This is a genomic window from Nocardia sp. NPDC087230 (genome assembly GCF_044744725.1).
GTDB classification, from domain to species: Bacteria; Actinomycetota; Actinomycetes; order Mycobacteriales; family Mycobacteriaceae; genus Nocardia; species Nocardia canadensis.
In genome coordinates, this window is sequence record NZ_JBIUYV010000002.1 from 321,013 (window position 1) to 334,775 (window position 13,763).

Below are 13,763 nucleotides of genomic sequence, written 5' to 3' on the forward strand. Positions count from 1 at the left end.
CTCAGATCAGGCCGCAGAGCTTCTCGGAGAGCTCCCACAGTTCGGCCGCGACCGCGCGGTCCTTCGACGCGGCGCTGCTGCCGCAGCGGGCCGGGTAACCGCGCAGGCCGAGCAGGCCGTCGGGGCCGTAGAACGCGCCGGGCACGATGTCGGCGGTGGCGGCGAACAGCGTCGGCAGCGCGCCCTGCTCGGCGCTCTGCGCCAGGGTGCGGTTGCCCAGCCACATGACCGCGTCCTGGATGGTCTCGGTGTGCGACATGAGTTCGGTGGCGGCGTAGCCGGGGTGCGCGGCGACCGACACCACGGCGGCGCCCTCCCCGGCCAGCCTGCGCTGCAATTCGTAGGCGAACATCAGATTGGCCAGCTTGGACTGGCCGTAGGCCATCCAGCGGTCGTAGCGGCGGCGCTCCCAGTTGGGGTCGTCGAGATCGATCCGGCCGATGCGATGCGCGCCGCTGGACACCGTGACCACCCGGTCGGTGACCCGGTCGAGCAGCAGGTTGGTGAGCGCGAAGTGGCCGAGGTGGTTGGTGCCGAACTGCATCTCGAAGCCGTCGGCGGTGCGGCGCAGCGGCAGCGCCATCACGCCCGCGTTGTTGATGAGCACGTCGACCCGCTCGATCGAGTCGGCGAAGGCCCGCACCGAGTTCAGGTTCGCCAGGTCGAGCGGGCGGACCTCGGTCTCGCCCGGCAGACTCGCCGCGACCCGCTCCGCCTTGCCCGTATCTCGGCACGCCAGGATCACCTGGGCGCCCGCGCCGGCGAGCGCCCGCGCGGTGGCGGCGCCTAAGCCACTGTTGGCTCCGGTGACGACGATGGTGCGGCCGGTCTGGTCGGGCAGGTTCGCGGTAGTCCACTTGCTCACCGGCGAAAGTCTACTGCGACCTGCGCAAAGCGCGAATCGACAAGAGCCGGTGCGTGGTTCGCACCGGCTCTGGTCATCAGGACTGCGCGAGGATTTCCTCGTCGGTCATCGCGGCGACCTCGAGGTACATCGCGGCGACCGCCTCGAGCCTGCCGGTTGCGCCCGCCGCGGCTTCCCGTTCGAGCATGCGCGCCGCCAGCCCGGCGATACTGCGCGCGGTGAACAGGTCGGCGACGACGGTGTCGGGAGCGTCGAGCCACTCGCGGATGCGGGCCACGGCGGTGGTGGCGAGCACCGAGTCGCCGCCGAGGGCGAAGAAGTCGTCGGTCACGCCGATCCGCTCGGTCGCGAGCACCTCGCCGACCACCGACGCGAGCGCGCGCTCCAGATCGGTCCGCGGCGCGACGAATTCGACCACGGTCTCGCTGCGCTCGAACACCGCGCGCACCGCCTTGCGGTCCGGCTTGGCGTTCGAGGTGAGCGGGAGTTCGGCGAGCAGTTCCAGCCGGGTCGGAACCATATAGGCGGGCACCAGCTCGGCGGTCGCCGCCAGCACGGCATCGACGTCGAGGGCGGTGCCCGGGGTGGCGACGACCGCGGCGACCAGCTTCGGGGCCGCGGCGCCGACCACGGCCGCGACCGCGTGCCGGATGCCGGGAACCGCGCGCAGGGCACTCTCCACCTCGCCGAGCTCCACCCGGTAACCCCGGATCTTGACCTGGTGATCGGCGCGACCGAGGAACTCCAGGCCGCCGTCGGGCAGGTAGCGGGCCAGGTCGCCGGTGCGGTACCAGCGCACGCCCTCGTGGGTGACGAACCGGTCGGCGGTGCGTTCCGGATCGGCGCGGTAGCCGGCCGCGACGCCGTCGCCACCGATCCACAGCTCACCGGTGACCCAGTCGGGGCAGTCGTTGCCCGCGGGCCCGACGACGCGGCAGCGCACATTGCGCAGCGGGGTGCCGTAGGGCACCGCGCTCCACTCGGCGGGCACCCGCGCGTCGACGACCTCGCAGATGGTCGAGTGGATCGCGGTCTCGGTGGCGCCGCCGAGACCGGCGAACCGGCACTCCGGCGCCACCGCGGCCAGGCGCGCGGGCAGGGCCACGTCGACCCAGTCGCCGCCGAGGATCACCGTGCGCAGCGACGGCAGTGCCGCACCCGCCGCGGCGGTGAGCAGCATGTCGAGCAGGCTCGGAACGCAGTTGAGCATCGACACCCGGTGGCGGCCGATCAGGTCCACCCACGCGACCGGGTCCGCGCGCTGGGTGTCGTCCACCGCGACGACCGCGCCGCCGACGGCGAGCAGGCCGAAGATGTCGTAGACGGACAGGTCGAACTCCAGCGCCGAGAGGGCCAGTGCCCGATCGGCGGCGCCGAGGCCGAAGCGCTCGTTGAGGTCGTCGATGGTGTTCATCGCGGCGCGATGCGGCACCTCGACACCCTTGGGCTTGCCGGTGGAGCCGGAGGTGAACAGCACGTAGGCGATGTTCTCCGGATCACCGAAGACGGGGCGCGCCAACGGTTCCGCGTGCGCGCGGGCCTCTGCCAGATCGATCGCTCGCACGTCGGGGATCCGCGCGCCGCCGACGGTCAGCACCGCGACCGCGTCGGCGGTGCGCAGGATCTCCGCGCGCCGGGCGGCGGGCTGATCGAAGCCGATCGGCACGTACACCGCGCCGGCCGCCAGCACACCGAGCACCGCGACGATCTGATCCGGTCCCTTCGGCAGCTGCACCGCGACCGAATCACCCGGCGCCACACCGGCTTCACGCAACGCACCGGCGACCGCCAGCGCGTCGGCGGCCAGTTCGCCGTAGGTCAGCTGCCCGGCGGGCTCCCAGAGCACCGCCGGCGCGGACGGGTTGGTGGCGGCGTTGGCGAAGAAGCCCGTGTGCAGCAGTCCCCCGCTGACCGGACCGGCCGTGGCATTCACGCGGGCCCGAGTCGCGGCCTGCTCCACCGGAATTCGCACGCCTGCCTCGGCCTGCCACCCGGCACCGCCGATCGCGGCGGCAGACCGTCCCCGGCCACCGGGGTCGGCCGCCTCCGGCGTCGCGGAGTCCGCCACGGGCTCGGTGGCACCGGCGACCGACTCGACACTCACCGGCGCGTCGGCAGGCGCGGAGGTCTGCCCGCCGAGACGTTCGATGGCCTCGATGTAGCGGGCGAACATGGACTCGACCATGCCTGCGGGGAAGGCGGATTCGCGGATGTCCCAGTTCAGCAGGAGGCCGCCGCGGACCTCGGTGATCTGGGCGTCCAGCAGCACCTGCGGGCCCTGCGAGATGATCCAGACCGGCTCGCCGAAGGTGTCGGTGACGGCGTCGGCGAACAGTTCGCCCAGGTTGAGCGCGCTGGTGTAGACGATGGGGGCCAGCACTGGTTCGCCGCGGTGCCTGCCCAGATCGCGCAGCACTTCCAGGCCCGAGTAGGCCGAGTGCGCGCCCGCCTCGTGCAGCCGCTGCTGCAGGGCGCGGGCCCGGTCGGCGACGGTGGCCGGCTCGGTGACGTCGACCTCGAGCAGCACCGAGGAGGTGAAGTCGCCGACGACGCCGTCGACCTGCGGGTGCACCGGCTCACGGTGGAACAGCGGCAGATTCAGCAGGAACCGGCGCTGCGCCGACCACCCGCCGATGGTCTCGGCGAACACCGAGGCCAGCGCCATCGCCGGGGTGATGCCGCGCGCGTGGGCGGCGTCGAACACCTGGGCCTTGGCCTGCGGCGACAGCCAGCGGTGCAGGCGGACGGTCCGGCTGGGGTCGGAAATGTGCTGGGACTGCGGCAGTTCCGGCGAGCCGGGCAGCTCGGGCAGACGATCCTGCCACCAGGCGCGGTCGCGGGCGTGCTCGTCACCGGTGCCCGCCGGGTGCTCGGCCAGGTACTGCCGGAAGGTGTAGTCCTGCGGCGGCAGCTGTTCGCCGTGGTAAAGCCGGGCCAGGTCGGTGACGAGGATGCGGTAGCTCATCGCGTCGGCGGCGAGCATGTCGACATCGAGGTGCAGGCGGGTGCGGCCGTCGGGCAGGCGGGTCAGCGCGATATCGATCACCTGGCCGTCCTGCACCGCCATCCGCTGATGGGTGCGCGCGGTCCGCAGGTCCCCGAGCCGCCGCTCGGCGTCCTCGGCGGAGGACGCACGCAGGTCGGTGACGCTGTAGACGGGGCGACCGGGACGGTCGAGGGTCTGCTGGGTGCCGTCGGGCAGGAACCGGGTGCGCAGCATGGGGTGGCGCACCAGCAGCTGGTCGACGGCCCGCGCGAGCCGCTCGGGATCGACATCCGCGCCGTCGAATTCGACGTAGAGGTGCGCGGCGACGCCGCCGAGTTCCTGGGCGTCGGACCGGCCGATCCAGTAGGCGTGCTGCATGGGGGCCAGCGCGAACGGCGTCCCGTCGTCGGGGACGATCTCCGATTCGCTTGCCGCCGACTCGAAGTCGGGGGCCCCGACCGGGTCGCCGACGGGCCGCGCGGCATCAGCCGTCGTGGATTCGAGGCGGTCGCGCACGAGCGGGCCACGCGCTACCGCGCCCGGTGCGGCGGCCGAGCCCTCGGCGGAGCCGGCCCGCGACGCATCCTCCGCGGACGGATTCGGAGCGGCGGCATCGAGTTCGTCCGGATGCGCGCCGTTGAGTAAGGCGTACCAGGCGTCGACCGTCGGATGGGCCGCCAGCAGCGCGAAGTTCACCGCGATACCGCGTTTGCGCCAGCCGCCGGCGAGCTTCATGGTGCGGATCGAGTCAAGGCCGAGCTGGATGAGGTCGGTGGCGTCGGCGACATCGTCGGGCGTGAGCTCGAGCTGGCGGGCGATCGCGGCGCGGATCTCGGCGCGGTCGATCACGACGCCTGCGGGTGCGGTATCCATCTGCCGGTTCACTCCTTGCTCGCCGTCCGTGGCCGGACGGATTCCGGTACTGCTCGGCGGCAGCCTACTCCATTGAGATAGGGTTGCCTAACCTATGCAAGGGTAGCCTGCGACGCGGGCGCCGAACCACCGGACCACCGGCCAGAGCAGCGAGGCAGAACGTGACGTCGACATCAGCCGCAGCAGACCATCGCCAGGGCTACGTCCCCTTCCCCGAGGCCGCCGCACAGCAGTACCGCGCCGATGGCTACTGGGCCGGACGCACCCTCGGCGACCTCCTGCGCGACTCCGCCCGCACCCAGCCGGACCGGCCCGCGATCCTCGCCGACACGGGCGTGCGCACCTACGCCGACCTCGACGCCGCCGCCGACCGGATGGCGCACGGCCTGCTCGCGCTCGGCATCGAACCCGGCGACCGGGTGGTCGTGCAGCTGCCCAACATTCCCGAGTTCGCCACCGCCCTGTTCGGCCTGCTGCGAGCGGGCATCATCCCCGTGCTGACCCTGCCCGCGCATCGCCGCGCCGAGATCGAGCACCTGGCCGCGCTTTCCGGCGCCGTGGCCTACCTGATCCCCGACACCCTGGGCGATTTCGACTACCGCGAGCTCGCCGCCACCGTGCGCCAGGCCGTCCCGAGCCTGCGCCACGTCCTCGTCGCCGGTGATCCGGGTGAGTTCACCGCGCTGGATTCGATCGCGGCCGACGGCGCATCACTGCCGGTGATCGACCCGTCCGAGATCGCGCTGATGCTGGTCTCCGGCGGCACCACCGGCCTGCCCAAACTGATCGCCCGCACCCACGACGACTACGCCTACAACGCGACCGCCAGCGCCCGGATCTGCGAACTCACCGCCGACGACGTCTACCTCGCGACCCTGCCCGCCGCGCACAACTTCCCGCTGGCCTGCCCCGGCATCCTCGGCGTGGTGGCGACCGGCGGCGCGATCGCCTTCACTCTCGACCCGAGCCCCGAGGCGGCCTTCGCCGCGATCGAGAAGCACGGCGTCACCGTCACCGCGGTCGTCCCGCCGCTGGCCCAATTGTGGAGCGCGGCGGTCGACTGGGAGGACGCCGACCTGAGCTCGCTGCGGCTGTTGCAGGTCGGCGGCGCGCGTCTGGCCGAGGTCAACGCCCGCGACGTCGAGCCGGCCCTGCACTGCCGTCTCCAACAGGTGTTCGGCATGGCCGAGGGCCTGCTCAACTACACCCGCCTCGACGATGACGACGAGCTGGTCTACACCACTCAGGGCCGCCCGCTCTCCCCCGCCGACGAACTGCGCGTCGTCGACGCCGATGGCAACGACGTCGCGCCCGGCGAGGAGGGCGAACTGCTCACCCGCGGCCCGTACACGCTGCGCGGGTACTACCGCGCGCCCGAACACAACGCGCGCGCCTTCACCCCCGACGGCTACTACCGCAGCGGTGACCTGGTGCGGCAGCTGCCCAGTGGGCACCTGGTGGTCAGCGGCCGGATCAAGGACGTGATCAACCGCGGCGGCGAGAACATCTCGTGCGACGAGCTGGAGGAGCACCTGCTCGCCCATCCCGCCATCCGGCACGCGGCGGCGGTCGGTCTGCCGGACGCCTCGCTCGGCGAGAAGGCCTGCGTGGTCCTGGTCGTCACCGGCGAACTGCCCAGCCTGGGCGAGATCAAGACCTTCCTCACCGAGCGCGGGCTGGCCACCTACAAGCTGCCCGACCTGGTGCGCCAGGCGGATTCGCTGCCGATCACCGCCGTCGGCAAGATCGACAAGAAGGCCCTACGCGCCGATTTCGCCTGACCCCGCGCACTGATCTCGCGTGAACACGGGTACGCCCGGCACGGGCCGACGGCCACCACCGTCGGCCCGATGCCCATGTCCCGCGCACCCGACGATCGGCAGAATTCGCGGACAGGCTCAAGCCTTGACGACGTAGGGCGCGACGCTGCCGAGCTTCTCGCAGGTCTCCTCGAACTCACGCTCGGGCCGCGACTGCCCGACGATGCCCGCACCGGCGCGCAGCCAGGCGCCCTCGCCGGTCTGATAGATCGCGCGCAGTACCAGGGTCGCCTCGAGCGCGCCGGTCGGCGAGACGCACACCACCGCACCGGAGTACAGGCCGCGCGGGTCGTAGTCGTTGCGGAAGACGGAGTCGACGCCCTCGCGCTTGGGGATGCCGGAGGCGGTCACCGAGGGGAACAGCACCTCGAGCGCGTCCCAGCTGGTCCGGTCGGCGGCGAGGGTGCCGCGCACGGTCGAGGCCAGGTGCTGCACGCTGCCGCGCTCGCGCACCGCCATGAAGTCGGACACAGCGGGCGTGCCGGGCGCGGCCACCTCGGTGATCTCGGCGAACGAGGTCTGCACCGAGATCGCGTGCTCCACGATCTCCTTCGGATCGGCGAGCAGGTCCGCGCGGGCCGCGTCGTCGGCCTCGACACCGAGCCCGAAGGCGCGGGTGCCCGCCAGCGGCTCGGTGGTGACGATGCGATCGTCGTCGACCGAGGCCACCAGCTCCGGGCTGAACCCGGCCGCTTCCAGCCCGCCCAGGCGCAGCAGGAACGAGCGGGCGGGGGTGTTGTTGGCGCGGCCGAGGCGATAGGTGCCGGGCACATCGACGGCGAAGGGCAGCGCGACCTTCCGCGACAGGATGACCTTCTGATAGCTGCCGGAACGGATCTCGGCCACCGCTGCGGCGACGCGGTCCTGGTAGCCGGTCGGGTCGGGCCGCACGTCGACGGGGTGCGCGACCGGCAGGTCGGTGCCCTGCGACGCGGCGATCAGGTCGTGGATATCGCACGCCTCCCCCGGGGTCGCACCGCTGATCCGCACGCCGGAGGCGTCGATGCGCACCTCGATCCGCGGAATCATCAGGTGCGCCAGCGGGGTCCGCTGGTTCAGGTAGCGGGTGGCCGCCAGCGAGTACGCGCAGAACTCGAATCCGATCCAGCCGAAGGCGTTGCGGCCGTCGAGCGGCAGTTCGGCCAGCGCGGCGTCGACGACCTGCGCGGGACTGCCCGTCCACGCGCGCGCGGTGGTCTTGCCGCCCCACACCGTGCGCAGCTCACCGGCGTCGAGTTCCACGCTGCCGAGCGGATCGGCGGCGAACACCCACTCCCCCGGCTGCTCGTACATCACGTACTCACCGAAGCGGTCCGCCGCCGCCAGACGAGACATCGCTGCCGCTGGATCGGTCACATACTCCACCCGTACGGGCTGCTCCGTCGACGACAACGATCCTCCAAGGTAATGCTGACCTAACTTCTTCGGGTTAGGTTAGCATTACCTCGTCGATTGGCCAGCCCAGCATTGGGTAACCTATGCCACCCCGAGCGGTCCCCGCCACGCGCTGTCGTCGAAGTTCGGTGCGCCGAGGCGGAACTGCCGCTTGAATGGAGGGATGATCGACATCGGTGGGCGGCGCGGCCCGCGAACGGGATCCGGGGCAGACTCGGTGGTCGCCCTGGTCGACGCGGCCTCCGGCGTCGAACGCGAACTGATCGGCAACTGGATCGCCGAGGGCGGGCTTGCCCGCGACATCGGCTCCGACGCCCCGGTGACCCAGCTCGACCTCGACGCCAAGGCGATCACCAAACGCCTGGTCGGCAGGCACGACGACCCACTCGTCGTCCCGGTCCGGGTGCTGTGGCTGCCGCCGGAGCGCGACGGCGTCCGCCGGGTCACCTTCGCCGATCTGGCCCTGCTCACCAACCCCCGCAAGCCCAATCGACTGGTCCAGCGCAGGCTGCTGCGCACCGAACCCGACCGGCACCGGGTGCTCGTCGGCGCGCCGGCCCGGCTCAGCGAACTGCGCACCAACAACCCCGAGGCCGCCGCCCTGCTGCGGGCCGGCTCGGCCGATCCGTTCGCGCGGTCGGTGGTGCGCGCGGCCGTGGTGGCGCTGGAACGGGCCGAACGCACCGTGATCGGCGACCGCTACAAGGTGCCGCAGCTGGTGGCCGAGGAGATCCTCGACTCCCCCGAATTCCAGCGCAAACTCGACTACATCGCCGAGGAGATCGGCTCCGAGCCGGACCAGGTGTACCGCAACGCGGAGAAGGCGCTGCGCGAGCTCGTCGCCGCGCAGAGCCGACTGGTCTCGGACCTGTTCACCCAGGCCATGCGGCCGGTGCACGCCTCGACCTGGAAGGTCGACACCGACCTGCACGGCCTGGACGCGTTGCGCAAGCTCAACCGCAAGTTCCCGCTGGTGTTCCTGCCCTCGCACCGCTCCTACGTCGACGCGTTCGTCCTCGGTGACGTGCTGGCGCGCAACGACTTCCCCCCCAATCACGTGATCGGCGGCGCGAACCTGAACTTCTGGCCGATGGGCCCGATCGCGCGGCGCACCGGAACGGTGTTCATCCGCCGCAGCTTCGGCGACGACGAGGTGTACAAGGCCGTCGTCGAGGAGTACTTCGCCTATCTGCTGGCCAAGCGATTCAACATGGAGTGGTACTTCGAGGGCGGGCGCACCCGCACCGGCAAGCTGCGGCCGCCGCGCTACGGTCTGCTCAATTACCTCGCCGCCGCGGTCCGTTCACGCCGCGTCGAAGACGTGCTGCTGGTGCCGGTGTCGATCACCTACGAGCGGCTCAACGAGCTGGGGGCGATCGCCAGCGAACAGTCCGGCGGCAAGAAGAAGCCGGAGGGCATCGGCTGGCTCGCCAGATATGTCCGCAGCCAGCAGCATTCGGCCGGACGCGTGTATGTGCGCTTCGGCGAGCCGCTCTCGGCGCGGGAACGGCTGGGCGCGCACGGTGATCCGCTCGACCAGCGGCCGACGACCATCCCGTTGCGCGACACCACGACCGGCGCGACAAGCGTTCCCGACGAGTCGGCGCTGAGCGAGACCGAGCGCAAAGCGGTGCAGCGGTTGGCCTTCGACGTCGCCGTCGGGATCAACGCCGTCACCCCGATCACGGTGAACGCGCTGGTCACCCTAGCCCTGCTCGGCGTGCACGAGCGCGCGCTGACGCTCGGACAGGTCCGCACCGTGGTCGACCCGGTGCTCGGTTATATCGCCCAGCGCGGCCTGCCCAGCGGCGAGCTGTCCGCCCTGCGCGACGACCAGGGCCTGCGTGTAGTGCTGGAACAGCTCGCGCTGGCCGGGGTGGTCACCGTGTATCGCGGTGGGCTGGAACCGGTCTACGCGATCGAACCGGGCGCGCACCTGGAGGCCGCCTTCTATCGCAACAGCGCGGTGCACTGGTTCGTCAACCGCGCCATCCTCGAGCTGGCCGCGCTCACCGCCGTCGAGGAACCGGGTGACGACCCGCTGCGCTCGGCCTGGAAGGCCGCCTTCGCGCTGCGCGACCTGCTCAAGTTCGAGTTCTTCTTCCCCGAACGCCAGGAATTCGCCGAGCAGATCATCGACGAGGTGCGCCTGATCGTGCCGGAATGGGACGAGAACACCCCCGACGACCGGCTGGATCGTCAATTCCTCGGCGCGCTCACCGATTCCGGGTTCGTGATGGCCCATCGCGTCCTGCGCTCGTTCTTCGACGCCCAGCTCGTGGTGGCCGAGCGACTGGCCGCGCGCCCGGCCGACGCGACGATCGATCGCAAGGAGTTCATCGACGAGTGCGTCGCCGTCGGCAAGCAGATGCTGTTGCAGCAGCGGCTGCACAGCCCCGAATCGGTATCGACCGAATTGTTCACCAGCGCCTGGAAATTGGCGGCCAACCACGGACTGATCGGCCCAGCCCCCGAGGGTGCCGAGGACGAGTTGGTCGCGCGCAGAAAAGAATTCGCCGATCGGCTGCGTGATCTCGGCGAGCGCATCGCGCGCGCGGCCAGCCTCGACCCGTCGAACCGGACCACGATCTGATGGGCACCCGCGCCGCGGCCGTCGCCGCGATCAGGTCGGGTCCGCAGGGACCGGGCGTCGCCGCCGTGTTCGACTTCGGGGGCACCGTCGTCGACGGGCTGCCCCGCCGTGGGCTGCCGAGCCGGGTGCTGCGCCGTGGCGACGCGCGCCGGGCCGCACTGCTCGGGGGCATTCGGCGCGGTGGCGGCGACGGTGACTTCGGGCGGTTCCTGCAAGCCGTCGAACGGAGCTGGGCCGGGATGTCGGAGGCCGAGCTGGACGAGCTGGGCCGCAGCGCCTTCCGCCGGGAGATCTACGGGCGGCTGTTCCCCGAGGCGTGGCAGCTCGTGCGCGCGCATCAGCTCGCCGGGCACACGGTGGTGCTGGTCAGCGAGCTCACCCGCTTCCAGGTGCAGCCCGCCGCCGAGCGGCTCGGCATCGACCACGTGCTGTGCACCCAGCTGGCCGTGCGCGACGGGGTCGTGACCGGGCAGCCGGACGGCGCGCCACTGTGGCGGGTCGAGAAGGCCGAGGCGGTGGCCGAATTCGCCGCCGCCGCCGAAGTGCAGATCGGCTACGCCTACGCCGACAGCATCACCGATCTGACGCTGCTCGACCTGGCCGAGATCCCGACGGTCGTCGACCCGGATCCCGAACTCGCCGAGCTCGCCACCGAACGCGGCTGGCCCGCGCTGACGTTCCGGCCCCGGCAGGCCCCGCGGCCGGTCGACTACCTGCGCACCCTCGCCGGGTTCGCCGCGCTCCTCGGCGGCGCGCTGGTCGGCGTGCTGCGCAAGAGCTACACCCGCGAGCGTCAGGCGATGGCCGACGCGCTGATGCACGACGGCACCACCGCGACCCTGGCGGCGATCGATGTGCGGCTGCGGGTCGTCGGCGCCGAGCACGCCCGCTCCCCGCGCCCCGCGGTGTTCCTGTTCAACCACCAGAGCCAGTTCGACGTGATCATCGTGCCCAAGGTGCTCGACGGCGCGGTCACCGGCATCGGCAAGAAGGAACTCGCCAACCATCCCCTGTTCGGCCCGCTCATGCGGTTCGTCGGCGTCACCTTCATCGACCGCACCGACACCGAACGCGCCAAAGCCGCGCTCGCGCCGGTGGTCTCGACCCTGCGCGACGGCCTGTCCATCGCCGTCGCGCCGGAGGGCACCCGGTCTTACACGCCCGGCGTCGGCCCGTTCAAGAAGGGCGCCTTCCACATCGCCATCCAGGCCGGCGTCCCGGTGATCCCCGTGGTGATCCGCAACGCGGGCGAGATCGCCTGGCGCGATTCACCGATCGCCCGGTCCGGAGTCGTCGATGTCGCGGTACTGCCGCCCATCGACGTCTCCGGCTGGGACCCCACCGACATGGACGACGAGGTCGAAAGCGTCCGCCGGCTGTTCGAGAACACCCTGCTGGACTGGCCGCAGGCCGACTGAGCCCGGCCGGACTCGGTCTCACCCCTCGAACAGCTGCTGGCCGAGGTAGCGACCAGGGCCGGGGACACCGGGTGGGATGGCGAAGACCGCCGAGCCGACCGGGGTCGTCCATTGGTTCAGCGCGTCGAATTCCGCCAGGCGCGCCTGGACCGGGAGGTACTGGGCGGCGATGTCGCGCTGGTAGGCGACGAACAGCAGGCCCGAGTTCGACACCTGCCCCGGCGCGGGGGCCTCGTCGTAGTTGAATCCCCGGCGCAGGAACCGTTCCCCGGCGTGGGTGTGCCTGGCCCTGGCGACATGCGACGACGGTGGGATGACCGGGATGCCGTTGCGGTCGACGGCGGCCAGGTCCGGCTCGTCGTGTTCGGCGGTGCCGGTCAGGGGAGCGCCGTTGGACACCCGGCGGCCGACCGTCAGTTCCCGGCCGTCGGCGTCGAGCTCGTCCCAGGTGTCGAGGTCCATGGCGATGCGGCGCAGCACCAGGGAGGAGCCACCGGCCAGCCACGGCGTCGACGTGCCGTCGTCCCACACCAGCCGATCGAAGTCGACCGTGCGCGGGGCGATGTTGACGGTGCCGTCGACCTGGCCCATGAGGTTGCGCATGGTCTGCCCGCGCGGCGCGTCCCGGAAACCGCGCTGCACCCAGCGCACCGTCACCAGCGACTTCACGTGCTTGGACAGCACCCGCACGGCGTGCGCGACCGTCGTCGCCTCCTCGGCACAGACCTGGAGCACCAGATCGGCGCCGGTATAGGCGGGTTCGAGCCGGTCGATGGGGTACGGCGGCAGCGGCCGCAACCAGCTCGGCCGCCGTTCGGTCAGGCCGACAGCGGTGAACAGCTCGGGGCCGAAACCGACCGTGATCGTCAAACGCGCGGGGCGGACGGCGAGCTCCGGTTCGGTGTCGGCGAGCGCGGGCCGACCCTGGGTGAGCCGGGACGCGTCGTCGGTCCAGATCCGGAGCAGCCCGATGACGTCCTCGCGGCCGACACCCGGCGCCAGGTCGAAACCGGCGAAGGCGACATGACCGGGCGGGGTCGTCTCGATGCCCGCCTGATGGGCGCCGTAGAACGGGACGACCTCGAGCGCGTCGTCGCGTTCGGGTTCGCGCTGCGCGAGACCGGCCGCACCCCAGCCGATCCCGGCGGCGCCGACCACGCCCGCCGCCGCCGCTCCCCCGCCGAGCAATCGCCGGCGGGAGAGCTTGGTCTGCGGATCAGCCACCGTGCGAGGAGTTCTCGGTGCCCGGCGCGTAGTTCTCCTTGCCGCCGGCGAAGTCGCGCACCTGCGCGGTGACGACGGTGCTCGAGCCGTCGGCGAAGGTGAGGGTCAGCGAGGTTTCCGAGCCGGTGCGCAGCGGCTGCTTCAGGTCCATGAACATCAGGTGCTCGGCGCCGGGCTTCAGCGTCACCTCGCCGTGCGCGGGGATGGTGATGCCACCTTCCTTCGGGCGCATGGTCTTGGCGCCGGTGCTGTCCGGGACCACCTCGTGGATCTCGACCCGATCCGAGGCGGGGCTGGTCGCGGCGACCAACGTCACCGGCGCGTCACCGGTGTTCTTCAGATTGCCGAAGGCGGCGGACATGCCGGAGTCGGCGGCCTTGATCCACTGGTCGCTCATGGTGATCCGGTCACCCGCCGCGGCGGGCGCGGCGGGCGCGGGCTCGGCGTCCGAGCAGGCGGTGGCGAAGACAGCGAGGACGGACAGCGCGGTCGCGGCGCCGAGCCGGCGGGCGGCGCGGGGCGAACGCAGGAGGGTATGCGGGAATGCGGACACGGCAGATCTCCGATCATCGGGTGAGGTGAGGACCCG

General features: G+C 71.7%; 7 protein-coding genes and 2 pseudogenes. 3 read left to right on the forward strand and 6 right to left on the reverse strand.

Translation table 11 applies throughout. The annotated features are described in order from the left end of the window. Position 1: 1 nt before the first annotated feature. The 3 genes and pseudogenes from ACIO52_RS07670 to ACIO52_RS07680 all read right to left on the reverse strand — a co-directional run. On the reverse strand, positions 2 to 865 hold the full coding sequence (locus ACIO52_RS07670; RefSeq protein WP_316573457.1) for an oxidoreductase: 864 nt from the start codon (positions 863 to 865) through the stop codon (positions 2 to 4). A gap of 76 nt (positions 866 to 941) precedes the next feature. Continuing rightward, positions 942 to 2,882, reverse strand: a pseudogene (locus ACIO52_RS07675) (amino acid adenylation domain-containing protein); the annotation flags it as partial. A 99-nt stretch (positions 2,883 to 2,981) separates the two neighbouring features. After that, positions 2,982 to 4,724 (reverse strand): annotated as a pseudogene (locus ACIO52_RS07680) (condensation domain-containing protein); the annotation flags it as partial. Between the two features lie 161 nt (positions 4,725 to 4,885). Here ACIO52_RS07680 and ACIO52_RS07685 point away from each other — a divergent pair. After that, positions 4,886 to 6,505 (forward strand): (2,3-dihydroxybenzoyl)adenylate synthase, encoded by a 1,620-nt coding sequence (locus ACIO52_RS07685; protein WP_402642505.1) that lies wholly within the window; start codon positions 4,886 to 4,888, stop codon positions 6,503 to 6,505. A 117-nt stretch (positions 6,506 to 6,622) separates the two neighbouring features. On the opposite strand, the gene ACIO52_RS07690 is transcribed toward ACIO52_RS07685, so the two are convergent. Beyond that, on the reverse strand, positions 6,623 to 7,909 hold the full coding sequence (locus ACIO52_RS07690) for a salicylate synthase (RefSeq protein WP_402642508.1): 1,287 nt from the start codon (positions 7,907 to 7,909) through the stop codon (positions 6,623 to 6,625). Positions 7,910 to 8,102: 193 nt separating this feature from the next. Between ACIO52_RS07690 and ACIO52_RS07695 the strand changes: the two genes are divergently transcribed. Both ACIO52_RS07695 and ACIO52_RS07700 read left to right on the forward strand, forming a co-directional pair. Further along, positions 8,103 to 10,532: a glycerol-3-phosphate 1-O-acyltransferase gene (locus tag ACIO52_RS07695; RefSeq protein ID WP_218717518.1), complete on the forward strand. Its 2,430-nt coding sequence runs from the start codon at positions 8,103 to 8,105 to the stop codon at positions 10,530 to 10,532. Next, positions 10,532 to 11,950 (forward strand): HAD-IB family hydrolase, encoded by a 1,419-nt coding sequence (locus ACIO52_RS07700; RefSeq protein WP_402642512.1) that lies wholly within the window; start codon positions 10,532 to 10,534, stop codon positions 11,948 to 11,950. Before ACIO52_RS07695 ends, ACIO52_RS07700 begins: the two co-directional genes overlap by 1 nt. Positions 11,951 to 11,968: 18 nt before the next feature. On the opposite strand, the gene ACIO52_RS07705 is transcribed toward ACIO52_RS07700, so the two are convergent. Both ACIO52_RS07705 and ACIO52_RS07710 read right to left on the reverse strand, forming a co-directional pair. Continuing rightward, the gene (locus tag ACIO52_RS07705) at positions 11,969 to 13,174 is read right to left on the reverse strand and encodes a Dyp-type peroxidase (RefSeq protein WP_218717520.1); all 1,206 of its coding nucleotides are present in this window, start codon (positions 13,172 to 13,174) and stop codon (positions 11,969 to 11,971) included. Beyond that, positions 13,167 to 13,727, reverse strand: coding sequence for a copper chaperone PCu(A)C (locus tag ACIO52_RS07710; protein ID WP_316573453.1), 561 nt, complete (start codon positions 13,725 to 13,727; stop codon positions 13,167 to 13,169). The genes ACIO52_RS07705 and ACIO52_RS07710 overlap by 8 nt, the downstream gene beginning before the upstream one ends. Positions 13,728 to 13,763 lie beyond the last annotated feature (36 nt).

What these genes read in the sequence shown, in the direction of transcription:
- ACIO52_RS07695 (WP_218717518.1), top strand. Translation starts at nt 8,103, where the DNA reads ATGATCGACATCGGTGGGCGGCGCGGCCCGCGAACGGGATCCGGGGCA.
- ACIO52_RS07700 (WP_402642512.1), top strand. Translation starts at nt 10,532, where the DNA reads ATGGGCACCCGCGCCGCGGCCGTCGCCGCGATCAGGTCGGGTCCGCAG.